Annotated in this window: 18 protein-coding genes; 8 read left to right on the top strand and 10 right to left on the bottom strand. The window is 60.6% G+C overall.

Annotation, left to right across the window (positions count from 1 at the left end; genetic code table 11):
* Window positions 1-37: 37 nt before the first annotated feature.
* Complete coding sequence (locus ACYSTU_RS00415; protein ID WP_498994964.1) at window positions 38-466, bottom strand: DUF6896 domain-containing protein; 429 nt, start codon at window positions 464-466, stop codon at window positions 38-40.
* Window positions 463-5,241 carry an RHS repeat-associated core domain-containing protein gene (locus ACYSTU_RS00410; RefSeq protein WP_498994961.1) on the bottom strand — a complete coding sequence of 1,593 codons (4,779 nt, stop codon included), beginning with the start codon at window positions 5,239-5,241 and terminating at the stop codon, window positions 463-465. The genes ACYSTU_RS00415 and ACYSTU_RS00410 overlap by 4 nt, the downstream gene beginning before the upstream one ends.
* A 239-nt stretch (window positions 5,242-5,480) precedes the next feature.
* Between ACYSTU_RS00410 and ACYSTU_RS00405 the strand changes: the two genes are divergently transcribed.
* A complete protein-coding gene (locus ACYSTU_RS00405) occupies window positions 5,481-6,176 on the top strand; it encodes an HAD-IA family hydrolase (RefSeq protein ID WP_038861408.1) in 696 nt (231 codons plus the stop codon).
* Window positions 6,177-6,236: 60 nt separating this feature from the next.
* Here the strand turns inward: ACYSTU_RS00405 and ACYSTU_RS00400 are convergent, their stop codons facing one another.
* Complete coding sequence (locus ACYSTU_RS00400; protein WP_498994955.1) at window positions 6,237-6,983, bottom strand: 3-oxoacyl-ACP reductase family protein; 747 nt, start codon at window positions 6,981-6,983, stop codon at window positions 6,237-6,239.
* 125 nt (window positions 6,984-7,108) lie between these two features.
* On the opposite strand from ACYSTU_RS00400, the gene ACYSTU_RS00395 reads away from it, so the two are divergent.
* On the top strand, window positions 7,109-8,032 hold the full coding sequence (locus ACYSTU_RS00395) for a LysR family transcriptional regulator (RefSeq protein WP_498994952.1): 924 nt from the start codon (window positions 7,109-7,111) through the stop codon (window positions 8,030-8,032).
* 131 nt (window positions 8,033-8,163) lie between these two features.
* On the opposite strand, the gene ACYSTU_RS00390 is transcribed toward ACYSTU_RS00395, so the two are convergent.
* The 3 genes from ACYSTU_RS00390 to ACYSTU_RS00380 all read right to left on the bottom strand — a co-directional run bounded on the left by ACYSTU_RS00390 (window position 8,164) and on the right by ACYSTU_RS00380 (window position 11,800).
* Window positions 8,164-8,892: an aspartate/glutamate racemase family protein gene (locus ACYSTU_RS00390; protein ID WP_212615714.1), complete on the bottom strand. Its 729-nt coding sequence runs from the start codon at window positions 8,890-8,892 to the stop codon at window positions 8,164-8,166.
* Window positions 8,893-8,946: 54 nt separating this feature from the next.
* Entirely contained in the window at window positions 8,947-10,485 is a 1,539-nt protein-coding gene (locus ACYSTU_RS00385) for an NCS1 family nucleobase:cation symporter-1 (protein WP_122881612.1), read from the bottom strand.
* A gap of 574 nt (window positions 10,486-11,059) precedes the next feature.
* Window positions 11,060-11,800 carry a phosphoadenylyl-sulfate reductase gene (locus ACYSTU_RS00380; RefSeq protein ID WP_122611940.1) on the bottom strand — a complete coding sequence of 247 codons (741 nt, stop codon included), beginning with the start codon at window positions 11,798-11,800 and terminating at the stop codon, window positions 11,060-11,062.
* Window positions 11,801-11,965: 165 nt separating this feature from the next.
* Between ACYSTU_RS00380 and thrH the strand changes: the two genes are divergently transcribed.
* Window positions 11,966-12,583, top strand: coding sequence for a bifunctional phosphoserine phosphatase/homoserine phosphotransferase ThrH (gene thrH / locus ACYSTU_RS00375; protein WP_336354207.1), 618 nt, complete (start codon window positions 11,966-11,968; stop codon window positions 12,581-12,583).
* Window positions 12,584-12,766: 183 nt separating this feature from the next.
* Here the strand turns inward: thrH and pabB are convergent, their stop codons facing one another.
* The 4 genes from pabB to rloA form a co-directional block, all read right to left on the bottom strand.
* Window positions 12,767-14,110 (bottom strand): aminodeoxychorismate synthase component I, encoded by a 1,344-nt coding sequence (gene pabB / locus ACYSTU_RS00370; RefSeq protein ID WP_498994942.1) that lies wholly within the window; start codon window positions 14,108-14,110, stop codon window positions 12,767-12,769.
* Between the two features lie 248 nt (window positions 14,111-14,358).
* A complete protein-coding gene (locus ACYSTU_RS00365) occupies window positions 14,359-15,345 on the bottom strand; it encodes an alpha-L-glutamate ligase-like protein (protein ID WP_016773817.1) in 987 nt (328 codons plus the stop codon).
* Complete coding sequence (rloB, locus tag ACYSTU_RS00360; RefSeq protein ID WP_024012295.1) at window positions 15,345-16,880, bottom strand: osmotic stress tolerance membrane protein RloB; 1,536 nt, start codon at window positions 16,878-16,880, stop codon at window positions 15,345-15,347. Before rloB ends, ACYSTU_RS00365 begins: the two co-directional genes overlap by 1 nt.
* A 5-nt stretch (window positions 16,881-16,885) precedes the next feature.
* Window positions 16,886-17,422 carry a retropepsin-like aspartic peptidase RloA gene (gene rloA / locus ACYSTU_RS00355; protein ID WP_016773819.1) on the bottom strand — a complete coding sequence of 179 codons (537 nt, stop codon included), beginning with the start codon at window positions 17,420-17,422 and terminating at the stop codon, window positions 16,886-16,888.
* Window positions 17,423-17,826: 404 nt separating this feature from the next.
* Between rloA and ACYSTU_RS00350 the strand changes: the two genes are divergently transcribed.
* The 5 genes from ACYSTU_RS00350 to prpF all read left to right on the top strand — a co-directional run bounded on the left by ACYSTU_RS00350 (window position 17,827) and on the right by prpF (window position 24,739).
* Window positions 17,827-18,549 carry a GntR family transcriptional regulator gene (locus tag ACYSTU_RS00350; RefSeq protein WP_177180867.1) on the top strand — a complete coding sequence of 241 codons (723 nt, stop codon included), beginning with the start codon at window positions 17,827-17,829 and terminating at the stop codon, window positions 18,547-18,549.
* Window positions 18,546-19,439 carry a methylisocitrate lyase gene (prpB, locus tag ACYSTU_RS00345; RefSeq protein WP_016773821.1) on the top strand — a complete coding sequence of 298 codons (894 nt, stop codon included), beginning with the start codon at window positions 18,546-18,548 and terminating at the stop codon, window positions 19,437-19,439. Before ACYSTU_RS00350 ends, prpB begins: the two co-directional genes overlap by 4 nt.
* A gap of 137 nt (window positions 19,440-19,576) precedes the next feature.
* Window positions 19,577-20,704, top strand: a complete 1,128-nt coding sequence (gene prpC, locus ACYSTU_RS00340; protein ID WP_264364811.1) for a bifunctional 2-methylcitrate synthase/citrate synthase — start codon at window positions 19,577-19,579, stop codon at window positions 20,702-20,704.
* 197 nt (window positions 20,705-20,901) lie between these two features.
* Entirely contained in the window at window positions 20,902-23,496 is a 2,595-nt protein-coding gene (gene acnD / locus ACYSTU_RS00335) for a Fe/S-dependent 2-methylisocitrate dehydratase AcnD (protein ID WP_498994929.1), read from the top strand.
* Between the two features lie 52 nt (window positions 23,497-23,548).
* Complete coding sequence (gene prpF / locus ACYSTU_RS00330) at window positions 23,549-24,739, top strand: 2-methylaconitate cis-trans isomerase PrpF (RefSeq protein WP_125927622.1); 1,191 nt, start codon at window positions 23,549-23,551, stop codon at window positions 24,737-24,739.
* Window positions 24,740-24,939 lie beyond the last annotated feature (200 nt).

The following is a 24,939-nucleotide window of genomic DNA, read 5'->3' as shown; positions in this document are numbered from 1 at the left end:
AAGGGCCTGAGTCAACAGGCCCTCTTTGTGGTCGTGTTTAGGTCGTTTCTTTCGAGTCGGCCCAGATATATAGATTACTTATGGCTGAAATTTTTTTGATCTTTTTTAGATTGATGTATTCGGCGAATTCTTTTTCGATAGTTTCTTCGTTGCAATACTTTTTATGCTTAGATGGTCGTTCACGAGCAAAGTTGTATAAGCGCCAAGTGTCGAATCCATTGATTTCACCATTAGGTCCATAGTCAAAATCTACGGTTCCTGTCGATAGATTGATGCGGCAGCCAATGCCGTGCAATTCATATTTAACGCCTCGAGTGACTCTCCCGCATCGCTTGATCGCCTTGGTATACCAGAGCTTTCGAATATCTCGAGTGCCAAATTTTCTTTCAAGTATCGACGTACTGGAATCTACCATGGAGATAAAATCATTTATCAGGGTTTCCAAAGTTTCACTTTGATCGCTCATCTTCTTCTCCGGTGCTCCAATCTGTCGAAGCCTACATTATTTGCTGACTCTAATATATCTTCAATGCTTCTTAGAGATCCTTCGTACGCTTTCAGATTTGTTATGAGTTTAATCGTCACATTGGTCGAAGTTTGTCGTGCAGCTGCTGCGCGGTGGTGTCCATCCAGAATATATAAACTGCCGTTATGTTCTAGAACGTCAATGGGGCGTACTGAATTGAATCCGTCACGCATTTTGTCCTTATACCCATCTACTGTCCTAGTTGAGGTCTTACCCGCGATTGCATGTACTCGTTTCAGAGTGTTTGGATCTATATCGTGAGCGATGGCCGGTACATCCGGCTCCCCCTCATCAACTTTAGCCGCGCCAATCCCACCCGGAACCTCACACCCAGGCTTCTTCGGCGGCGGGCAGTTGGACGTCAACCCCAACGGATCCACCCACCCCGTCGGATTCGGCACGTACTGGTACTGATTCAACCCACCCGCGAGCTTCACCGGATCCGGCGTCAGGTACCGTCCCAATCTCGGGTCGTAATACCGATGGCGGTTGTAGTGCAGCCCACTTTCAACATCGAAATACTGCCCCTGAAAGCGCAGCGGTTGATCCAGATAGTCTTCGCCGGCCAAGGTGACGGCGGCAACTTTGCCGTAGGCGTCGTATTGCGCGGACCAGACGATTTCGCCGCTGTAGTCGGTGAGTTCCTGCGGGGTGCCGAGGTGGTCGAGTTGGTAGTAGAACGGGCAGGCCTTTTTCGGGCCTTTGCCGTCGAGCATCGCGAGTGGGCGGAAGGTGCCGGGTTCGTAGAGGAAGCTGCGGTATTGCGTGCCGCTGCTTTCGGCGACGAGGTGTTCGCCTTGCCAGAAGAATTCGGTGACGGCGCTGTCGACGGTTTTGCGGATGCGCCGGCCGAAGGCGTCGTAGTGATAAGTGGCGGTCTGGCCGTCGGGGCGGGTCAGGCCGATCAGGCGGTGCTGGCAGTCGTAGCGGTATTCGGTGACCAGGGTCTGGCCGTGGCCACGGCGTTCGCGGACCAGGTTGCCGAAGGCGTCGTAGTCGTAATGACGATCGCCCTGCATCAACAGGCGATTGCCCTTGATCTGCGCAGGGCCGGGGCGGTCCTGCATCAGCAGGTTGCCGGCCGGGTCGTGGGCGAAGGATTCGGGCAGTTCGTCGCGCGAGTGGCGTACGCGGATCAACCGGTCGAGGGCGTCGTAGCCATAGGTGCGCTGGCCGTGGCGGCTGTCGGCGATGTGCTCGAGATTGCCGTTGGCGCTGTAGGCATAATCCCGGCGGTACAGCGAAGCGTGGCGATGACCTACAGCGTGGGCGAGCAAACGGCCCTGATCGTCGTAGGAGTATTCGCTGAGCAGCAAGCCTTGCTGGCGTTGCTGTTCGCGACCGGACTGGTAGACGTGGCGCGTGAGCGGCGTGCCATTGAGGTCGATGGCTGACAGCGCACCGCCCTTGGCGTAGTGATAATCGAGCTTGCTGTTATCCGGCAGACGCAGGCGTTTGAGCTGGCCGCAGGCGTCATAGGCGTAGCGCAAGGTGCCCCAGCCCTGATGCTCGGTGATCAGCCGGTCCTGACGGTCATACTCGAAGGCCAGCGGATGGTTCTGGCCGTCATCGACACCGATCAATCGGCCGAGGCGGTCGTAGTCGTAGTGGACCTTGATCCCATCGGGCAGGGTTTTGACTCGCAACCTTCCAGCCGCGTCGCGCTCGTACCGGGTGACCAGCGATAAACCCTGCTCGCCAAACTCGGTCTTCTCCAGCAGGTGCCCGTTGAGGTCGTAGACGTAAGCCGTACGCCGCCCATCAAACCCGATTTCCTGTCGGATCAATCCGGTCGGCGTGTAATCCAGTCGGTACTTTTCGCCCGATTCGTTTTCAATCTCGGTCAGCAACAGCCGCGCATGGTCATAGCGGTACTGCACGCGGGTGCCGTCAGGATTGACCCGCCGCGAGACCAGGTGCAAATCATCGTCATATTCATAGCGGGTGATGCGCCCGAGTTCATCGCGTTCGGCGGTGATCTGGCCGTAGGCGCCGTAGCTGTAGGCGCGCGTGCTGCCCGTAGGAGAAGTCGTCAGGATCAGTCGGCCGGCGGCGTCCCACTCCTGACGGCTGACGACACCAAATTCGTCCTGAGTGGTAATCCGCCGGCCCAGCGCATCGTAGGAAAAGCGCCGCACGCCGCCATCGGGCAGGGTTTCTTCGATGAGCTGACCCAGCTCGTTCCACACCCAGCGATGGCGGCTGCTGTCCGGATAACGCAGCGACAGCAATTGCCCGCGCAGGTTGTAGTAGTAATGCGTGACCTGGCCGTCGGGATCGACCGCTTCGGTAACGGCACCTTCAGCGTTGCGCCGGTAAATCCACACCGCATCACCACGACAACGCTTGTAGAGAAAACCGTTGCGGTACTCGTAGGACGTTGGTGCATCGTCCGGTGGAATCAGCGCGATCAGCCGTCCGACTTCGTCGTAGCGGTATTCGGTAACCGCGCCCAACGCATCCTGCTCGGCGATCAAACGCCCCTGCTGGTCATAGGCCTTGAGCTGTTCACCACCATCGGCCGCAACCTGGCGCACCAGCCGCGCGCGCTCGTCGTGGACGTAGACTTCTTCGGTGCCGTCGACGTAATGCACGGTCACGCTGGCGTCGTCATCGTTCCAGACGTAACGGGTGTTCATCTGCGAGAACGAAGCCCAGTGCCTCACGCAGCGGGCGGCTTTGCCCTCACGCTGCCACTCCCAGAAGAAGCTCGCGCCGCCGGTCAGCTGGCGCTGGAGGATGACGTGGTGATCGTCGTAGTCGTAGCGCTCGCTGTCGCCGACCGCGTTGGTCGCGACCAGCAGGCGTTGCCGCGCATCGAAGCTGTAGGTGGCAAGGTTTTGTTCGGTGGTCCACTCGCACTGGACGAACACCTGATAATCGACCGCCACCAGTTGCGCGCGGTCATACCGCAACAGCAGCGCGCGCCCGGCGCCGTTGTCCAGACGCTGAATGCGGTCGGAGCGATCGCGTTGCAGGGTCAGACGATTGCCGTAGACATCGCTGATTGCGGTCAGCCGGCCGGCGCGAAAGTGATAGAACCGCGCGGTTTCCCCGGCCAGGGCGAGGATCAGTTCTTCCGGCTCATCGCCGAGAAAGATCGCCGCCCGCGACAGGCTGTTGTGAATCGCCGGGCGCGCGACATTGGGCAGGGGAAACCGAGTGCGGCGGTTCTCGTGGTCGATCCAGATCACGCCATCGCCGTCGAAGGACAGGCGATGCGCGAGCGTATGGCTCCAGCCGAAACCCAGGCCGATGTCGATCTCGACCGCGCTGCTGCGGTACAAACGGGTGAACTCGAAGGGCAACACGCCGTCGAGCACGGCGTCGGTCAGGGTCAGCAGTTCTTCGCCGGTGACCATCGACACCGGGCAGCCGTTTTTGCAGGTATTGGGGACGCAGTCGGCGGCATCGCCGTTGGGGTTTTTCGCCTGGACGGGGACGTCGTCGTGGGGCTCGTGGCGCTCAAGACGCGCCATGCCTTGGGATTTTTCCCGCGCGAGTGGCGCCGGATTCGGCACGCGGAGCACCACCGCGTCGGCCTGACGAATGTTCAGCGGAATCGACGGTGTCGGCTTCAGCTCCACCTCGCGCGCATGAAACATCAGCGGCTTCAGCGTGCTCGCGTGCTGCTTGAGCTCCGGCGTAGAAGTCAGCTCAGCCAGACGCAAGGCTGAGGCGGCCAGCCACTCTCGCGCCCGTGGCGACTTGACTTTCGCCAGGACCTTGCTGCTCAAACGCAGCGATACGCCGGCACCGCCCGCCACGCGCATCAACAGGAAACTGATGAGCAACTCGGTGCGAACTTCGGCCACCACCTCGGCGAGGTATTGCGGCGGCAGCATCTTCAGCCAACTGGTAAACGCAGCCAGATGAATGAACAGCAACGGCTCGTCGCTGAGCATCAACAAGGCGTTGGCAATCGCCTCGCTGGACGCCGCCAGCAGCGCCTCAAGTTCGACCTCGCTGAGGTATTCCAGAAGCTTTGCGCTGTGCTCCTGCAGATCGGCAAGTAGGGCGAACAGTTGTTGAATGTCATCCCAGACGCCATTCAAAGCTTTTTCCAGACCGCGCCAATCGGCCCGTTGCAACTGCCCGTAACGATCAAGAAAACCGGCGCTGGAAAACTCCGTCCATTGCGGCTGAAAGCCTGTCCACTCGCCGCGCAGCCAACCTTCAAGACCGGCAATCACGCCTTCATATGAGGCATACAGGGCGCGGACATGGTCGGTAGAAACATCGGGAAAGAAGGTGACGCGGTAGCGCTGGCTCCGCACGCAATCGGTCACCTCGAGGATCCCGCTCGGGCCGATGGTGTAGCGCAGTGGTTCGCCGAAGGTCAGCACACCGTCGACGTCGCTGAGCAGCGGTTCGAGGGTCACCGGGGTTTCGCCGATCGGCACGAAGCGCGCGGTTTCGAACAAATGCACCAGGGTCAGTGGCCCGTTGGCCGGGCACATGACTACCGATGAGCTGACAGGTGCGCGCGAGGTGATCGGCGCGCTCAGTTGTACGTCATTGCCAACCTTGAACACCTGCTCGATGTCCAGCGCCGTCCCGGTCCAGAACTGCTCGGCCCAGGCATCGTAGTTGTTCAGGCACAGGCGGAACTCATCGATCAGCGCTTCGAAATCTGGCTGCTTCGGATTCAGGGCGGCCACCACCAGCAGTCCGATGCTGTTGTTCAGGGCCAGGAGCTGATCGGGTTGAAACATTCGCAGTCGCTCGCGCATATGAAGAAACGGGGGCGCGGACTTTGCGGGGGATCAAAAAGGAAAGAAGTCGGGGAAGTAGGCAGTGTCTGTAGGAGTTTTCGCTAAATGCGAAAAGGCGTCGATGGCATTGCCCGTTGCTCAATGTCCATCGGCCTCGCTATGCTGCTGAACCCATTAATCAGATCCGCGTTGCGGCACGTTGCCTGTCGCCCGGGATGTCTTTGTTAACGGATCCGATGATGAATGCACCGCTGAAGACGTTCGGCCCGATCAAGGCCGTGATTTTCGATATGGACGGTTTGCTGCTCGACACCGAGGGCATTTACACCGAGGTCACCTCGCTGATTGCCGGGCGCTACGGGAAAACCTTCGACTGGAGCGTCAAACAAAACATCATTGGTCGCGGTGCCAATGACCTGGCCAATTACGTGGTGCAGGCGCTGGAACTACCGATCACTCCGGAAGAATTTCTGCAGATCCGCGAGCCGCTGATGCGCGAGCGTTTCCCCAAGGCGCAAGCGATGCCGGGGGCCGAAGCGCTGGTGCGTCACCTCAAGGCGCACAACATCCCGATCGCAGTCGGCACCAGTTCGTCGCGCCAGTCGTTCGGGCAGAAAACCACCTTGCACCGTGAGTGGTTTGCGCTGTTCGATTTCATCGTCACGGCGGACGATCCGGAAGTAGGCGCGGCCAAACCGGCGCCGGATATTTTCCTCACCGCCGCCCGGCGTTTGGGCGTTGCGCCCAAGGATTGTCTGGTGTTCGAGGATTCGCCGTTTGGCGTCACCGCAGCGAAAGCGGCAGGCATGACCGCAATCGCCATCCCCGACGCAGCAATGGCAGACGAGAAATATGCTCACGCTGACGGCATTATCCGCTCGCTGAAAGATTTCACGCCCAGCGTATTTGGCCTGCCGATGCTGGAACTGGCTTGACCGCTTAAACATAAACGCCGCCCTTCTATAAAGAAGGGCGGCGTTTTTTTTGCCGGTCTGTCAGGCGCCGAAACCACCGTCGATGGTCAGGCTGGCACCGGTGATGTAACCGGCTTCCGGTCCGGCCAGGTAGGCGACGAAGCTGGCGATTTCATCGGCGGTGCCGTAACGACCGACGGCCATCAGCGGGATCAGGCTGTCGGCGAATTCGCCGTGGGCCGGGTTCATGTCGGTGTCGACCGGGCCAGGTTGCACGTTGTTGATGGTGATGCCCCGTGGGCCGAGATCGCGGGCCAGGCCTTTGGTCAGGCCGACCAGTGCCGATTTGCTCATCGCGTACACGCCGCCACCGCCGAAGGGCATGCGGTCGGCGTTGGTGCTGCCGATGTTGATGATCCGCGAGCCTTCGCCCATGTGTTTCGCCGCTTCCTGCGAAGCAATGAACACGCTGCGCACGTTGATGGCCAAAGTCTGATCGAAATCTTCGAGTTTGAAATCTTCCAGCGGCGCGATGGCCAGCACGCCGGCGTTGTTGATCAGAATGTCCAGGCGCCCAAACGCTTCGACGGTGGCGCTGACGGCGTGGCGAATCGCGCCGGCATCGGCGCTGTCAGCCTTGATCGCCAAGGCTTTGCCGCCGTTGCCGGTGATGCTGTTCTGCAGTTCTTCGGCTTTGGCGGCGGAGCTGACGTAAGTGAAAGCGACGGCGGCGCCTTCAGCGGCCAGGCGTTTGACGATGGCTGCGCCGATGCCGCGCGAACCGCCTTGAATCAGAGCGACTTTGCCGCTGAGGTGTTGAGTGGTCATGTTCGATCTCCAAGTGTTCAAGGCGGAATGCCTTGGTGTTGGTGCCGAGTATCGGCGTGGCATCGACAACCGGGTAGACCATGATTGCTATAGTCTGTGTAAACCAAAAGTTTATAGTGGCGATCATGGAAACGTTCAGCAGTATCGAATGCTTTGTGCGCAGCGCCGAAGTCGGCAGCTTCGCCGAAGCCGCGCGACGCTTGAGCCTGACCCCGGCGGCGGTCGGCAAGAGCGTGGCGAAATTGGAGGCGCGGCTTGGCGTGCGGCTGTTCCAGCGTAGTACACGCAGCCTGACCCTGACCGAAGCGGGGCAGCTGTTTTTGAGTGAAGTCAGCGCCAGCCTGACCACCATCCAGAATGCCGTGGCCAATCTGGCCAGTGCCGGCGGGCAACCGGCCGGCACGCTGAAAGTCAGCATGGGCACGGTGTTCGGCCGTCTGTATATCGTGCCGCTGCTCGGTGAGTTTCTGCGGCGCTATCCCGCGATCAACCCGGACTGGCATTTCGATAACCGCCAAGTCGACCTGATCGGGCAGGGCTTCGACGCGGCGATTGGTGGCGGCTTTGAACTGCCGCAAGGCGTGGTTGCGCGCAGGCTGACACCGGCGCATCGGGTGTTGGTGGCATCTGAGGACTATCTGCAAAAACATGCGCCGATCAGCCATCCCGATGACCTCAGGCAACACGACGGCATTCTGATTCGCTCACCGCAGACCGGGCGCCTGCGTTCCTGGCAACTGACTCACCGCGATCAGCAACACAGCCCGCTGACGTTGCGGGCGCGGATGACCATGAGTGATTCCGAGGCTGCCTGTGCAACGGCGATGCAAGGTTTGGGCATTGCGCTGGTGAGCATGCCGTTTGCGGTCGCGTATCTTCAGGCAGGGACGTTACGGCGAGTGCTGCCGGAATGGTTTGTCGATGACGGCAACATTTCGATCTATTACGCCGAGCACAAATTGTTGCCGGGCAAGACCCGGGCGTTTGTGGATTTCGTGATTGAACAGTTTGCTGAGCAGGGACTGGGGCGGCGGTTTAGTGCTATCTGAGCCAGGCACCAAACCGAGTTGCGGCTATCGCGGGCAAGCCCGCTCCCACAAGTTTTGAGTTGCTCACACATCTTGCAAAGAACACAAAACCCTGTGGGAGCGGGCTTGCCCGCGATGAACGATAACTCGGTCTATCGAGCAAAGCGCTGCGCCCAGCCAACAATATTCTTCGGCCGTGGCGTCGCATAAGTCCGCACCTTCGACGTCGACAACTTCAAACGCACCAGCGACTCGGCAATCGTCACCGCCGCTGTCACGCCATCCACCACCGGCACGCCGGTGCGCCGGCGGATCTGCTCGTCCAGTCCGGCCATGCCGCCGCAGCCCAGGCAAATCACCTCGGCCTTGTCCTGGGTCACCGCCAGTTCGGCCTGCTGCACAATCGCTTCCAGTGCGCGCTGCGGTTCATGTTCCAGCTCCAGAACCGCCAGACCACTGGCGCGCACCGAGGCACAGCGATCCCACAGGCCGGACAATTTCAGTCGATCCTCGATCAGCGGCACGGTGCGATCCAGCGTGGTCACCACCGAGTAGGCATGGCCGAGGAACATCGCGGTGCTGGCCGCCGCATCAGTGATATCTACCACTGGCACGTTGAGCAATTCCTGCAAGCCTTCGCGGCCATGTTCGCCGTAGCCGGCCTGGATCACCGCATCGAAGGGTTGGTCATAGGCCATCACTCGGTCCATCACGGCGATGGCGGCCAGGTAACTTTCGAAATTGCCTTCAATCGATTCGGCGCCGAAGTACGGGGTCAGGCCGACGATTTCGGTGCCGGGTGAAGCGACGGCCTGCGCCGAGCGGGCGATGGCGTCGGTGATGGATTCGGTGGTGTTGACGTTGACCACGAGAATACGCATGGAAAATCCTTATTGCGGGCAGTGGTGCGGCCCGAAAACCGGGCCGCGAAGGGATCAGTGGCTGACGTTATCCACAGCGATGCATTCGCCGCTGACTTCGGCGTAATGCGTCTGGCGTTTGGCGATGATCAGGTAAAGCATGCCGGCGATACCGGCACCGATCAGCCAGGAGAACGGCGAAACGCTGTGGAAACCAGGTACCAGGGCCAGGACGATGGCGATCAGCGCTGCAGGAATAAACGCCGCCACCGCGCGGAAATTGATGCCACGGCTGTAGTAATAAGCGCCGTTGGGGTCTTCGCTGTAGAGCTGCGGCACATTGATCCGGCCTTTGCGGATCAGCCAGTAGTCGACCATGATCACCCCGTACAGCGGGCCGAGCAGGGCGCCTAGGCCCGACAGGAAATACACGATCACCAGCGGGCTGTTGTAGAGGTTCCACGGCAGGATCAGCACGGCAATGGTCGCGCTGATCAGCCCGGCGCGGCGGAAGGTCAGGTACTTCGGCGCCAGGTTGCTGAGGACGAACGCCGGGGCGACGAAGTTGGCCATGATGTTCACCGCGACGGTGACGATCAGAAAAGCCAGGCAGCCGAGCACCAGAAAGAATGTGTTGGGGATCGAGGCGATGATCTCGGTCGGGCTTTCGATGATTCGCCCGTTGATCTGGAACTGCGCGCCACACAGCAGCACGGTAATCGCGGCGAATACCAGAATGTTCACCGGCAAACCCCAGAAATTTCCCACCTTGATGGTTTTGCGGCACGGCGAAGAACGGGCGAAATCGCAGAAGTTGAGGATCAGCGTGCCGTAGATTGCCAGCCACAACGCGCCGCCGGCGAAGATGTTGCGCCACATCTCGCCACCGGTCAGCGGCTCGCGGATCGACCAGGCAATGGTCGCGTTGGCCTGGAAGTACATCCACCCGGCGAGTGCAGCAACGGTCAGCAGAATCACCGGCCCGGCAAATGCCTCGTAACGGCGCACCATCTCCATGCCGTAGGCAAGGATCGCCAGTTGCACCAGCCAGATGGCAACGAAGCACACCCAGCCAAGAGTCGACAGGCCGAGAATCGAGTTGTGATCGTATTCGGCAAAGCCCGGATGCACGGCAGTCAGCAAGACGCGGAATACCACTGAGGCGAGGTACGTCTGAATACCGAACCAGGCGATGGCGATCACCGCCCTGATCAATGCAGGGATTTGCGCACCGTGGATGCCGAAACTGATCCGGCTGATCACCGGAAACGGCACCCCGGTTTTCTGCCCCATGTACCCGGACAGGTTCATGAAGAAGTACACCAGCGCCGCGCCAATCCCCAGCGACAACAGAATCTGCCAGCCGCCCAGGCCCAACGCATACAGGCCGATGGCGAACGAGTAGTTGGCGATGTTGTGCACATCATTCGTCCACAGGGCGAAGATGCTGTACTGGCCCCAGCGCCGGCCTTCGGCTTTGGTCGGCGCCAGATCGCTGTTGTGCAGACGCGGGCTCAGTTGCAGCGGCTCGCTCAGTCCGTCATCGGGCAACGGTTGATCGAGCGTGGCGGAGGGCAGATTCAGCGCGATGTTATTCGAAAGACTTGTACGCATTCCGGCAGGCTCCTGACGTTCGCCACCGCGATGACTGTGCATGAGCGCTCAGGCTCGACAAATCTTCGTCGCGGCGGTGAAAACATCACTGGTTACGGGGCATCTGCAGCCTGTACGGGATAGGGCGCTTCAGGCTTGCGGATCGAAAGTGTGCATGTTTTGCAGTTTTGTATACAAAACATGTATGCGATAAAGCCAGATTTGTGCCAGTTGCGAATCTATAAGCGGCAGGGCTCATTTCGAATAGTTATCAATGCGGCATAAGTGGCTGAAAAACAGGCGATATAAATTGATCGATCGGGCAGGAATTTTTTTCAGGGGAGGGAGTTTGCAGAGAGGCAAGCAGACGGGGATTCTGCCGGGGAGTGTAACTTTTCAGGGCGTCAGAACTGAAAGTGCACACATAAATGGCACCGATGGTGACAACCTTGTGTACACCTTTTATATGCCTGGCACATATCAATGTGGGAGCGAGCCTGCTCGCGAATGCGGTGGATCAGGCAACTGAAACGTTGACTGGAACGGCGCTTTCGCGAGCAGGCTCGCTCCCACAGGTCCTTCTAAAAATGGGGGATCAAACCTTGCTCTTGCTGATGATATTCCCGGCATGCAGCCCGCATTCTTTCTGCGTGGCTTCTTCCCACCACCAGCGGCCTTCGCGCTCGTGCTGGTTCGGCAGCACTGGGCGGGTGCAGGGTTCGCAGCCGATACTAATGAAACCGCGCTCGTGCAAGCTGTTATAGGGCAGTTCGAGCATGCGGATGTAACCCCAGATCTCCTCGCTGGTCATCTGCGCCAGCGGGTTGAACTTGTACAGGGTGCGTTCCGGTGTCGAGAAAGCTGTGTCGATTTCCAGCACCGCCACAGCGCTGCGGGTGCCCGGGCTCTGATCGCGGCGCTGGCCGGTGGCCCAAGCTTTGACGTCGGACAGCTTACGCCGCAGCGGTTCGATCTTGCGGATGCCGCAGCATTCGCCGTGGCCGTCCTTGTAGAAACTGAACAGGCCTTTTTCCTTCACGAACGGTTCGAGTTTCGTGTAGTCCGGCGAGACAATTTCAATATCGATCTGGTAATGCTCGCGCACCTGCTCGATGAAACGGTAGGTCTCCGGGTGCAGGCGGCCGGTGTCGAGGCTGAACACTTTGACGTTCTTGTTCAGCTTCCACGCCATGTCCACCAGCACCACGTCCTCGGCGCCGCTGAAGGATATCCACAAGTCATCGCCGAACTCGGCGAAGGCGAGCTTGAGGATGTCCTGGGCGGATTTGTTGGCATAGGTCGTGGCGAGTTCCACGACGTCGAACGATGGGCTCATCAGGGCGGCTTCCTACAGGTCAATGGCGCTCGGGCGCTCTATAGGGGGCCGATGGTAACAAAAAGCTGCCGCGCCCGGGGCGTCCTCTGCGTTGCGCGCCTCGGGTGCAAACGCTAGAGTTCGGCCTCGCTTGACTCAAATAATCACTACAAACGGGAGTGTCTTGTGGAAATTGCTTGCCTGGATCTTGAAGGGGTACTGGTACCGGAAATCTGGATCGCCTTCGCCGAAAAAACCGGAATCGACTCCCTCAAGGCCACCACCCGGGACATTCCCGATTACGACGTATTGATGAAGCAGCGTTTGCGCATCCTCGATGAGCACGGCCTCAAACTCTCGGATATTCAGGAAGTCATCGCCACGCTGAAACCGCTGGACGGTGCGGTGGAGTTCGTCAACTGGCTGCGCGAGCGTTTCCAAGTGGTGATTCTCTCGGACACTTTTTATGAATTCTCGCAGCCGCTGATGCGCCAGCTGGGCTTCCCGACCTTGCTCTGCCACCGCTTGATCACTGACGAAAGCGGTCGGGTGACGGGCTATCAACTGCGCCAGAAAGATCCCAAGCGTCAGTCGGTGCTGGCGTTCAAGAGTCTGTACTACCAGGTGATCGCGGCGGGTGATTCGTACAACGACACGACCATGCTCGGCGAGGCGGATGCGGGGATTCTGTTCCATGCGCCGGACAACGTAATTCGCGAGTTTCCGCAGTTCCCGGCGGTGCATACGTTTGAAGAGCTCAAGCAGGAATTTCTCAAGGCCTCTAATAGAGAGTTGAGTTTGTAGACGTCTGGAAGGGCGTCTTCGCGAGCAGGCTCGCTCCCACACGATGATCGCTCCCACGCTCTGCGTGGGAATGCCTCATCGGACGCTCCGCGTTCGGCTTCTGAAAGGGACGCCGAGCGTCCCGGGCTGCATTCCCACGCAGGAGCGTGGGAACGATCGGTGTGGGAGGCTGCTCGCGATGCTTCAGAGGTTCTGCAGGGTATCGAGCAGGATCCGCACTTTGGTCATCGACTCCTGATACTCCGCCTGCCAGTCCGAATCGGCGACGATCCCGCCGCCGCCCCAGCAGCACACCTGGCCATCCTTGACCAGCAGACTGCGGATGGCGATGGAGCTGTCCATCTCGCCGCGCACGTCCAGATACAGCAACGAGCCGCAATACAGACCGCGTCGGGTCGGCTCCAGCTCGTCGATGATCTGCATCGCCCGAATCTTCGGTGCGCCGGTGATCGAGCCGCCGGGGAAACTGCCGGCGATCAGGTCCAGCGCATCACGATCCGTCGCCAGTTCACCGGTCACGCTGCTGACCAGGTGATGCACGTTCGGATAGCTCTCCAGACTGAACAACTCCGGCACCCGCACCGAGCCGATGCGGCAGGTGCGCCCGAGGTCGTTGCGCAGCAGGTCGACGATCATCAGGTTTTCCGCGCGATCCTTGGGGCTGGCCAGCAGTTCGGCGGCGTTGGCGGCGTCCTCGGCTGGGGTGACGCCACGGGGGCGGGTGCCCTTGATCGGACGGGTTTCGACTTGGCGCTGGCTGACTCTGACGAAACGTTCCGGTGACAGGCTCAGCACTGCGCCACCGTCGGGCAGGCTCTGGAAGCCGGAGAACGGCGTCGGGCAGGCCTGACGCAAAGCGCAGTAAGCCAGCCACGGATCGCCCTGGCATTCAGCACGAAAGCGTTGCGCGAAGTTGACCTGATAGCAGTCGCCGGCCTGGATGTAGTCCTGAATGCGATCGAAGGCCTGACGGTAATCGTCGGCCGAGAGATCAGCGGCCATCGGGGCGTTCAGTTTGAAGGGCGCCAGCGCGTCAACTTGAGGCTGCGTGAACAGCGCGACCAATCGCTGCCGTTCACTGTCGACAAGCGTTGGATGAAAGACCAATTGGCTGGTTTGCCCGTGGTGATCGCTGATCAGCGCCCAGTCGTACAGGCCAAAACGCGCATCGGGCAGTTGCAGGTCATCCAGCGCCTGACTCGGCAGGTTTTCCAGATGGCGGCCGAAGTCGTAGCTCAGATAGCCGATCAGCCCGCCGGCGAACGGTAATTCATACCCGGCAGGCAACTGAGCTTCGCCCAAGCGGCTGAGGTTGTCGCGCAGGCGCTGCACAAAGTGCGCACCGTTCTCGTCCGGCAATACTGCCAATTGTTCCAGCGGCCAGGCGCTGAGCAAGTCATAACGGCCGCGTTCAGCGCTCGGCCGGCCGCTGTCGAGCAGCACGGCGCCGGGTGCGTTGCGAATGGCCGCGAAATAGTCGGCGGGGTTGGCGCGGTAGGGCAGTGGGTGTACGGAGCAGGTCAACATGGGCGGGGCAGATCGGCCGTTGAGGCGGGGTAGGGATTGTAGTCCTCTGCGCTGCCAGATCAAAGTCAAAAGCCTCCCCCTCACCCCAGCCCTCTCCCCCAAGGGGGCGAGGGGGAAAGGGAGCCGATCTTCATGCTTTTCAAGGCCGGAGTTCGACCGGGTATTTCAGGTCGGCGCAGCTCTCGCATCCACCACGGTCAGTCCCCTCTCCCTCCGGGAGAGGGCTAGGGTGAGGGGCTTTTCAGCTTTTAGCCCTCGACCGCAGGAATATGCCCAAACATCTCCTGGGTAAACGCCACCCGCTCTTCTACCGATTCCTTAACGCCCCGCGCCTTCAGCTCTTCCAGCCGCGCTTCAACCGCGTGAGTGCGCAAGGTCAGGCCGCAATCGTTGGCGATCTGAATGTTCAGCCCCGGCCGCGCATTCAGTTCGAGAATCAACGGACCCTTTTCCTGATCGAGCACCATGTCCACACCGATATAGCCCAGCCCGCACAGCTCATAGCAGCCGGCGGCGAGTTTCATGAAACCGTCCCAGTAGGGCAGTTGCACGCCGTCCACCGCGTTGGTGGTGTCGGGGTGTTTGGTGATGATGTTGTTCAGCCAGGTGCCGCGCAGGGTCAAACCGGTGGCCAGATCCACACCAACGCCAATGGCGCCCTGGTGCAGGTTGGCCTTGCCGCCGGACTGGCGGGTCGGCAGACGCAACATCGCCATCACCGGGTAACCCATCAGCACGATGATGCGGATGTCCGGCACGCCTTCGTAGCTGATGCTCTTGAAGATCTGGTCCGGGGTCACACGGTATTCGATCAGTGCGCGGTCGCGGTGGCCGCCCAGCGAGTACAGGCCGGTGAGGATGCTGGAGATGTGATGTTCGAGCTCTTCGTGGGCGAGGATCTTGCCCGACACCGTGCGATAACGGCCTTCGAAGCGGTCGGCGATGACGATGATGCCGTCGCCACCCGCGCCCTGCGCCGGTTTGATCACGAAGTCGCTGCGCCCGCCGATGATCTCGTCGAGCTTGTCGATTTCCTTCTCGGTGGAGATCACCCCGTACAGCTCCGGCACGTGAATGCCGGCGGCGATGGCGCGTTCCTTGGTGAGGATCTTGTCATCGACGATCGGGTACAGGCTGCGCTTGTTGTACTTGAGCACGTAGTCCGCGTTGCGGCGGTTGATGCCCATGATGCCGCGCGCCTCGAGGGCCTTCCAGGTCTTCCAGAAACCGAACATCAGGCGTCAGCCTTCTTCAGGAAGGCCTTGAAACGCACCAGTTCGGTCAGGCGGTAGCCGCGATAGCGACCCATCGCCAGCATGAAACCGACCAGAATCAGCAGGATCGCCGGGAAGGTAAACACGAAGTACACCAGCTCCGGCACGGTCATGATCAGGTGCGCCAGGGAGGCGGCGAACAGCGTGCCGATCGCCACTTTCAGCGCATGGTTGGCGCCGCGTTCTTCCCAGGTGATCGACAGACGTTCGATGGTCATGGTCAGAATCACCATCGGGAACAGCGCCACCGACAAGCCACGCTCAAGCCCCAGCTTGTGGCTGAACAGACTGATCGCCGCGATCAACACCACCACGAACGTCAGCACCACCGACAGGCGCGGCAGCATTTGCAGTTTCAGATGTTCGAGATACGAGCGCAGCGACAGGCCCAGCGCGGTGATCACCGTGAACAGCAGAATGCCGAAGCCCAGCTGCGTTTCGCGGAAGGCCAGCGCGATCAGCACCGGGGTGAATGTGCCCAGGGTCTGCAGGCCGACGAGGTTGCGCAGGATCAGGATTACCAGTACGCCGATCGGGATCATCACCATGATCATGAAAGTCTGCTGAGTCTGCAGCGGCAGGCCGTACAGCGAGTAATCGAGGAAGTTGGCGTCAGTGTTTTCGTCGGTCAGTTTGGCCAGACGAATCGCGTTCATCTCGCTGTTGTTCAGGCTGAAGGTCACGTTGGCTTTCTTGCCGCCGTCGACGGTGATCAGGTTTTCGTCACCGGTCCACCACAGCAGGCGGTCGGTTGGCAGGCCTTGCTCACCGGTTTCCGGGTTGAAGTACAGCCAGTCGTTGCCGTTGAAGCTGCGCAGCCACAGTTCGGGTGTCTGTGGCTGATCGGCGACGAGGCGGATGGTGTGGACTTTTTCTACCGGAACGTGGGCAATCGACAGCAGCAGTTCGACGATCTTGGCTTTGTGCGAAGTCGACGGATCGCCAGCCAGCAGCAATTTGACGTTGTCGTCGTTGACATTGTTAACGCGCTTGATCGCCTCGCCAATAAAGGTTTCGACGTCGGCCGAATGTTGGCGGATCGGCGCGAGCAGGGCTTCGGCGGCGATTTTTTCCGGGCCTTCGATGACCATGCTGTCACGGAAGGTCGGGCCTTTGACCTTGGATTTTTCCGCGGTGTAGCGCTTGGTCAGCACCAGACGGTAATACAGCGTCTGGTTGCCCTTGGCGCGACGGGCCGACCAGGTCACCTTGCGGTTGCCGTCGATGCGGTTGACCGCGACGCCGTAGTTATTGGAGATGAAGCTTTCGTTGAGGCTCACGTAATCGCGGCTCAACGGCGGCACGAACATCTGGATCTTCACCGGATCCTTGGTGCTGGCGACGAACTCGACCTTGGCGTCGATGTTCCACAGGTCGTCGGTGGCGTCTTCGGTCACCGGGATGCCGAGCACGAAAATCTGATAGGCCGTAACCGAAACGCCCAGCAGCACCAGCACGGCGATCAGGATTTTCAGGTGGAAGGTTAGAGAACGCATGGAAATTACTCGGCGGTGTGAGCGGCGATGGTGCAGGCAGGTTTGCCGGCAGCGTATTTAAGACTGGGGTCGACCAGCGCGTCGAAGCGTTTCAGCGCCTCGGAGCCGATCAAAAGCGGGTATTGGAACGCACTTCGGTCGGTGAGGTTCACTTCGATGCTGCGCATTGCCGAACCCATGCAGATATCCAGCTCGATCACCGGACGGGCGGTGTACTGCTTGCCTTCTTCCGGATCGTAGTCGCCGGCGCGGCGCTTGATCTTGCTGACCCGCGCCAGCGGCCGTTCGATGGGGTGTGAATGCGCGGTGTCGATGGCCAGGTAGAAACGTACCCAGGATTCACCGTTGCGTTTGAAACGTTTGATGTCGCGGGCGCTCAGCGAGGCGGTTTTCGCCCCGGTGTCGAGTTTGGCCGCAACTTCGAGATTGATGCCGTCAAGCGAAGCGTATTCGTTGAGGCCGTACACGGTTTTTTCCCCCGCGGCGGCGAGGCCCGGCAGGCAAAACAGAGCAAAAAAGGTGGGGAAAGGCTTGAGTCTCATAAATCCTGGTGCGCAGCGTTCCGTTATCGGTTCAGGTGCCCGCGCAACCGTGCGCAAGCCCCCGCGTGTGCCTGGCAGCTTTTTATGGCAAGCCGTACTAAAGACCCGCAAATGCGGGCGGCATTCTAGCACGGTGGTTTTATGGCGCCAGCGCTTGCGCCGACCCATGAGCTGCAAAGGGTGCCACCCTTGTGGGAGCGAGCCTGCTCGCGAATGCGCTGTGTCATTCGATGCAGAAGCCGACTGACCCGCCGCCTTCGCGAGCAGGCTCGCTCCCACATTAATAGACGATCGATTGGCTGCGGTTATTAGACGATTGTCGACAATACCTATTTATCCTTTGACTGATGCGGTCTTATTGGCTAGTTTTTGCCGCATTGGATTTAAAGGTGTCGACAATCATGCTGGATCAACTTGATCCCCCGGTCATCAGCGGTGACGATTCCGAGACGCTGTCGGAAAACGTCTTCCGGCGCATTCAGGCCGCCATCGTCAAAGGCGAGATCGCCCCGGGCAGCAAGATCTCCGAGCCGGAACTGGCGCGTACTTATGGCATCAGTCGGGGGCCGCTGCGTGAGGCGATCCATCGTCTGGAAGGCCAGCGCCTGCTGGTGCGTGTGCCGCACGTCGGTGCGCGGGTGGTTTCGCTCAGCCATGCCGAATTGATCGAACTCTACGAAATCCGTGAATCCCTCGAAGGCATGGCCTGCCGCCTCGCCGCCGAGCGCATGAGCGTCGAGGAAATCGACGAACTGCGCCGGGTGCTGGAAACCCACGAGCGCGATGCGGCGTTTCAGGCCGGCGTCGGTTACTACCAGCAGGAAGGCGATTTCGACTTTCATTACCGGATCATCCAGGGCAGCGGCAATCGCACGCTGACGCAGATGCTCTGCGGCGAGCTGTATCAACTGGTGCGCATGTACCGCATCCAGTTTTCCACCACGCCGAACCGCCCGCACCAGGCCTTCGCCGAACACCACCGCATTCTCGATGCCATCGCCGACCGTGACGGCGAACTCGCGGAATTGTTGATGCGCCGCCACATCGGCGCCTCGAAACGCAACATCGCCCGTCACTACGAGGACGGCGCCCACAACAAGACAGCCACTGAACGAGGTGATGCATGACTTCCAACCTGAACACGCCGGGCCAGCGCTTCCGCGATGCGGTCGCCAGCGAGCATCCTTTGCAAGTGGTCGGCGCGATCAACGCCAACCACGCGCTGCTGGCCAAGCGCGCCGGTTTCAAGGCGATCTACCTGTCCGGCGGCGGCGTGGCCGCAGGCTCGCTGGGCGTGCCGGACCTGGGCATCACCGGGCTGGATGATGTGCTGACCGACGTGCGCCGTATCACCGACGTTTGCGACCTGCCGCTGCTGGTGGATGTTGACACCGGTTTTGGCTCGTCGGCCTTCAATGTCGCGCGCACGGTCAAGTCGATGATCAAGTTCGGCGCGGCGGCGATTCACATCGAGGACCAGGTTGGCGCCAAGCGCTGCGGCCATCGCCCCAATAAAGAAATCGTCAGCCAGCAGGAAATGGTCGATCGCATCAAAGCCGCCGTCGATGCCCGTACCGATGGCAGCTTCGTGATCATGGCGCGTACCGACGCACTGGCAGTGGAAGGTCTGGAATCGGCGCTTGATCGCGCGGCAGCGTGCATCGAGGCGGGCGCCGACATGATCTTCCCGGAAGCGATTACCGAACTGGACATGTACAAGCTGTTCGCCAACCGTGTGAAAGCACCGATCCTGGCCAACATCACCGAGTTCGGCGCAACGCCGCTGTACACCACCGAACAACTGGCCGGCGCTGACGTCTCGCTGGTGCTTTACCCGCTGTCGGCGTTCCGTGCGATGAACAAGGCAGCGGAAAACGTCTACACCGCGATCCGCCGCGATGGCACGCAACAGAATGTCATCGACACCATGCAGACTCGCATGGAGCTCTACGATCGTATCGATTACCACACGTTCGAGCAGAAGCTCGATGCGTTGTTTGCACAGAAGAAAGGCTGAACAAAACCCTGTGGGAGCGAGCCTGCTCGCGAAGACGGACTGACATCCAAGATTGATGTCGACTGATCCAGCGCTTTCGCGAGCAGGCTCGCTCCCACAAGTTTCCCCATACAAATTCAAGAAGATTGGAGAACACAATGGCCGAAGCAAAAGTACTCAGTGGCGCCGGGCTCCGTGGCCAGGTAGCCGGGCAAACCGCACTGTCCACCGTGGGCCAGGCCGGTGCCGGGCTGACCTATCGCGGCTACGACGTGCGTGAACTGGCCGCCGACGCGCAATTTGAAGAAGTCGCCTATCTGCTGCTGTACAGCGAACTGCCGACAACAGCGCAACTGGCCGACTATCAAAGCAAACTGAGCAAGCTGCGCGACCTGCCGCAGGCACTCAAGGAAGTGCTTGAACGAATTCCCGCCGACGCCCACCCGATGGACGTCATGCGTACCGGTTGCTCGTTCCTCGGCAACATCGAACCGGAGAAAGACTTCTCCGAACAGCGCGACAAGACCGACCGTCTGCTCGCCGCGTTCCCGGCGATCATGTGCTACTGGTATCGCTTCAGCCACGACGGCAAGCGCATCGACTGCGTCAGCGACGAACCGACCATCGGCGGCCACTTCCTGCACTTGCTGCACGGCAAGAAGCCAAGCGAACTGCACGTCAAAGTCATGAACGTGTCGCTGATCCTCTACGCCGAACACGAATTCAATGCCTCAACCTTCACCGCGCGCGTATGCGCTTCGACCTTGTCGGATCTGTACTCGTGCGTGACGGCGGCCATCGGTTCGCTGCGTGGCCCGTTGCACGGTGGCGCCAACGAAGCGGCGATGGAAATGATCGAGCGCTTCGGTTCGCCGGAAGAGGCGATCAAAGGCACCCTCGGCATGCTCGAGCGCAAGGACAAGATCATGGGTTTCGGCCACGCGATCTATAAGGACAGCGACCCGCGCAACGAGGTGATCAAGGGCTGGTCGAAAAAACTCGCGGACGAGGTCGGCGACAAGGTGTTGTTCCCGGTTTCCGAGGCCATCGACAAGACCATGTGGGAGCAGAAGAAACTGTTTCCGAATGCCGACTTCTATCACGCCTCGGCTTACCACTTCATGGGCATCCCGACCAAGCTGTTCACGCCGATCTTCGTCTGCTCGCGCCTGACCGGCTGGGCCGCGCACGTGTTCGAACAACGCGCCAACAACCGCATCATCCGCCCAAGCGCCGAATACACCGGCGTCGAACAGCGCAAGTTCGTGCCAATCGAACGTCGCTGAATGGTGAGCTGACCCGGAACCAGAGAACCCCGCTAGACCCTGTGGGAGCGAGCCTGCTCGCGAAGACGGACTGGCATCCAACAAGGATGTCGACTGATCTACCGCTTTCGCGAGCAGGCTCGCTCCCACAGTGGACGGTGTGTAACTCAGGTTTCTGGCCCACCCTTTGCAACCACCGTGACCCGAGTCCTGACCCGATGAACACAGAATTCCGCAAGAACCTGCCCGGCACGCCGCTGGATTACTTCGACACCCGCGCGGCGGTCGAGGCGATTGCGCCTGGCAGCTACGACACCTTGCCGTACACCTCCCGCGTGCTCGCGGAAAACCTCGTGCGTCGCTGCGACCCGGCCACGCTCACCGATTCCCTCAAGCAACTGATCGAACGCAAACGCGATCTCGATTTCCCGTGGTTCCCGGCGCGGGTGGTCTGCCATGACATCCTCGGCCAGACCGCGCTGGTCGACCTCGCTGGCCTGCGCGATGCCATCGCTTTGCAGGGCGGCGACCCGGCGCAGGTCAACCCGGTGGTGCCGACGCAATTGATCGTCGACCACTCGCTGGCCGTCGAGGCGGGCGGTTTCGATGCCCAGGCCTTCGAGAAGAACCGCGCCATCGAAGATCGCCGCAACGAAGACCGTTTCCACTTCATCAACTGGACCAAAAAGGCCTTCAAGAACGTCGATGTGATCCCGCCGGGCAACGGCATCATGCACCAGATCAACCTGGAGAAAATGTCGCCGGTGATTCAGGTGCGCGAAGGCGTGGCGTTTCCCGACACTTGCGTCGGCACCGACAGCCACACCCCGCACGTCGATGCGCTGGGTGTGATTGCCATCGGCGTCGGCGGCCTTGAAGCCGAGAGCGTGATGCTCGGCCGTGCGTCGTGGATGCGTCTGCCGGAAAGCGTTGGCGTCGAACTGACCGGCAAGCTGCAACCGGGCATCACCGCTACCGACATGGTCCTGGCCCTGACCGAATACCTGCGCAAGCAGAAAGTCGTTGGCGCCTGGCTCGAGTTCTTCGGCGAAGGCGCGGCAGCGCTGACCCTCGGTGACCGCGCGACCATCTCCAACATGGCCCCGGAATACGGCGCCACGGCGGCGATGTTCTACATCGACCAGCAGACCATCGATTACCTGAAACTGACCGGTCGTGAAGACCAGCAGGTTCAATTGGTCGAGCAATACGCCAAGCTCACCGGCCTGTGGGCTGACAGCCTCAAAGGTGCGCAATACGAGCGTGGCCTGACCTTCGATTTGTCCTCGGTGGTGCGCAACATGGCCGGCCCGAGCAACCCGCACGCCCGCGTTGCGGTATCGGATCTGGCGGCCAAAGGCATCTCCGGCCAGTGGGATGACGTGCCGGGGCAAATGCCCGACGGCGCGGTGATCATCGCCGCCATCACCAGTTGCACCAACACCAGCAACCCGCGCAACGTCATTGCCGCCGGCCTGTTGGCGCGCAATGCCAACAAGCTCGGCCTGACGCGCAAGCCGTGGGTCAAATCCTCGCTGGCGCCCGGTTCGAAAACCGTGGCGCTGTACCTCGATGAAGCGGGGCTGACCACTGAGCTGGAACAGCTCGGTTTCGGCGTCGTGGCGTTTGCCTGCACCACTTGCAACGGCATGTCCGGCGCCCTCGATCCGCTGATCCAGCAAGAGATCATCGACCGCGATCTGTACGCGACCGCGGTGCTTTCCGGCAACCGCAACTTCGACGGCCGCATTCACCCGTACGCCAAACAGGCATTCCTCGCCTCGCCGCCGCTGGTGGTTGCCTACGCGATCGCCGGGACCATCCGTTTCGATATCGAGAAAGACGTGCTGGGCGTGGTCGATGGCCGGGACATCCGCCTGAAAGACATCTGGCCGAGCGATGAAGAAATCGATGCGGTGGTGAAGTCTTCGGTCAAGCCTGAGCAGTTCCGTCAGGTCTACATTCCGATGTTTGCCGTGCATGAAGACACCGGGCCGAAAGTCGCGCCGCTGTACGACTGGCGCGAGATGAGCACCTACATCCGCCGTCCGCCGTACTGGGAAGGCGCGCTGGCCGGCGCCCGTCCGCTGAAGGGCATGCGCCCGCTGGCGGTGCTGCCGGACAACATCACCACTGATCACCTGTCGCCATCGAACGCGATCATGCTCGACAGCGCCGCCGGCGAATACCTGGCGAAAATGGGCCTGCCGGAAGAGGACTTCAACTCCTACGCCACCCACCGTGGCGACCACCTGACGGCCCAGCGCGCGACGTTCGCCAACCCGAAACTGTTCAACGAAATGGTCGTGGAAAACGGCAAGGTCAAACAGGGTTCGCTGGCGCGCGTCGAGCCGGAAGGCCAGGTCATGCGTATGTGGGAAGCCATCGAAACCTACATGCAGCGCAAGCAGCCGCTGATCATCATCGCTGGCGCTGACTACGGTCAGGGTTCGTCCCGTGACTGGGCGGCGAAAGGCGTGCGCCTGGCCGGTGTCGAGGCGATTGCCGCTGAAGGTTTCGAGCGCATTCACCGCACCAACCTGGTGGGCATGGGCGTGTTGCCGCTGGAATTCAAACCCGGCACCAACCGCCACACCCTGGCCATCGATGGCAGCGAAACCTACGACGTGATCGGCGAGCGCAAGCCGCGTGCGGATCTGACGCTGGTGATCAATCGCAAGAACGGCGAGCGCGTCGAAGTGCCGATGACCTGCCGTCTCGATACCGCTGAAGAAGTGTCGATCTACGAGGCCGGCGGCGTGTTGCAGCGCTTCGCACAGGATTTCCTCGAAGGATCGGCGGTAGCCGTTTAAATCAACGTGTGGGCATGGGATTTCAAGTCCCATGCCTTCGGTAAGGAGCACCATGGCTCACGCACCACAAATCAGAATCGCTGCCACCTACATGCGCGGCGGCACCAGCAAAGGCGTGTTTTTCAGCCTCAAGGATCTGCCCGAAGCAGCGCAGGTTCCAGGCCCGGCGCGCGACGCTTTGTTGCTGCGGGTGATCGGCAGCCCCGATCCCTACGACAAGCAGATCGACGGCATGGGCGGCGCGACGTCGAGCACCAGCAAAACCGTGATCCTGTCGAAAAGTACCCGCGCCGATCACGACGTCGATTACCTGTTCGGCCAGGTGTCGATCGACAAGCCGTTCGTCGACTGGAGCGGCAACTGCGGCAACCTCTCGGCGGCGGTCGGTTCGTTCGCCATCAGCAACGGTCTGGTCGACGCCAGCCGCATTCCGCACAACGGCGTAGCGGTGGTGCGCGTGTGGCAGGCCAACATCGGTAAGACCATCATCGCCCACGTGCCGATCACCAACGGCGAAGTGCAGGAAACCGGTGATTTCGAACTCGACGGCGTGACCTTTCCGGCGGCCGAAGTGCAGGTCGAATTCATGGATCCGGCGGCGGAAGAAGAGGGCGGCGGTGGCTCGATGTTCCCCACCGGCAATCTGGTCGATGAGCTTGAGGTTCCGGGTGTCGGCACGTTCAAGGCGACCATGATCAACGCCGGGATCCCGACGATTTTCGTCAACGCCGAAGACATCGGTTACACCGGCACCGAACTGCAGGGCGCGATCAACGGCGATCCAAAAGCGCTGCTGATGTTCGAGACGATTCGTGCCTACGGTGCGTTGCGCATGGGGCTGATCGCCAATCTGGAAGAAGCCGCCAAGCGGCAACACACGCCGAAAGTTGCGTTCGTCGCCAAGCCTGCGGATTACGTAGCGTCGAGTGGTAAAGCGATTGCCGCGGGTGACGTCGATCTGCTGGTGCGCGCGTTGTCGATGGGCAAGCTGCACCACGCCATGATGGGCACGGCGGCAGTGGCGATCGGCACGGCGGCGGCGATTTCCGGCACGTTGGTCAATCTTGCTGCTGGTGGCGTTGAACGCAATGCCGTGCGTTTCGGCCATCCGTCCGGGACTTTGCGCGTGGGCGCTGAGGCGACGCTGGAGAACGGCGAATGGGTGGTGAAGAAAGCCATCATGAGCCGCAGTGCGCGGGTGCTCATGGAAGGTTACGTCCGCGTGCCTGCTGACTCGTTCTGACTCGACATTTTACCCTCACCCCAGCCCTCTCCCTGAGGGAGAGGGGGCTGACCGAGGTGTCTTGCGAGGTACATCGACCTGAGAGATCGAGACGATTATGGATTCAGCGATGGACTTCCAGGTCGGTGAACCTCCACGGCATCCCCCAATCGGTCCCCTCTCCCTCGGGAGAGGGCTAGGGTGAGGGGCTACCCTCTGAC

The organism is Pseudomonas glycinis, from assembly GCF_054871425.1.
This window is presented reverse-complemented; position numbering and strand designations above follow the sequence as displayed.

Excerpts from the sequence above, each read along its gene's own strand:
- ACYSTU_RS00415 (WP_498994964.1), bottom strand. The coding sequence starts at position 466 with ATGAGCGATCAAAGTGAAACTTTGGAAACCCTGATAAATGATTTTATC.
- ACYSTU_RS00410 (WP_498994961.1), bottom strand. The coding sequence starts at position 5,241 with ATGTTTCAACCCGATCAGCTCCTGGCCCTGAACAACAGCATCGGACTG.
- ACYSTU_RS00405 (WP_038861408.1), top strand. The coding sequence starts at position 5,481 with ATGAATGCACCGCTGAAGACGTTCGGCCCGATCAAGGCCGTGATTTTC.
- ACYSTU_RS00400 (WP_498994955.1), bottom strand. The coding sequence starts at position 6,983 with ATGACCACTCAACACCTCAGCGGCAAAGTCGCTCTGATTCAAGGCGGT.
- ACYSTU_RS00395 (WP_498994952.1), top strand. The coding sequence starts at position 7,109 with ATGGAAACGTTCAGCAGTATCGAATGCTTTGTGCGCAGCGCCGAAGTC.
- ACYSTU_RS00390 (WP_212615714.1), bottom strand. The coding sequence starts at position 8,892 with ATGCGTATTCTCGTGGTCAACGTCAACACCACCGAATCCATCACCGAC.
- ACYSTU_RS00385 (WP_122881612.1), bottom strand. The coding sequence starts at position 10,485 with ATGCGTACAAGTCTTTCGAATAACATCGCGCTGAATCTGCCCTCCGCC.
- ACYSTU_RS00380 (WP_122611940.1), bottom strand. The coding sequence starts at position 11,800 with ATGAGCCCATCGTTCGACGTCGTGGAACTCGCCACGACCTATGCCAAC.
- pabB (WP_498994942.1), bottom strand. The coding sequence starts at position 14,110 with ATGTTGACCTGCTCCGTACACCCACTGCCCTACCGCGCCAACCCCGCC.
- ACYSTU_RS00365 (WP_016773817.1), bottom strand. The coding sequence starts at position 15,345 with ATGTTCGGTTTCTGGAAGACCTGGAAGGCCCTCGAGGCGCGCGGCATC.
- rloB (WP_024012295.1), bottom strand. The coding sequence starts at position 16,880 with ATGCGTTCTCTAACCTTCCACCTGAAAATCCTGATCGCCGTGCTGGTG.
- rloA (WP_016773819.1), bottom strand. The coding sequence starts at position 17,422 with ATGAGACTCAAGCCTTTCCCCACCTTTTTTGCTCTGTTTTGCCTGCCG.
- prpB (WP_016773821.1), top strand. The coding sequence starts at position 18,546 with ATGACTTCCAACCTGAACACGCCGGGCCAGCGCTTCCGCGATGCGGTC.
- prpC (WP_264364811.1), top strand. The coding sequence starts at position 19,577 with ATGGCCGAAGCAAAAGTACTCAGTGGCGCCGGGCTCCGTGGCCAGGTA.
- acnD (WP_498994929.1), top strand. The coding sequence starts at position 20,902 with ATGAACACAGAATTCCGCAAGAACCTGCCCGGCACGCCGCTGGATTAC.
- prpF (WP_125927622.1), top strand. The coding sequence starts at position 23,549 with ATGGCTCACGCACCACAAATCAGAATCGCTGCCACCTACATGCGCGGC.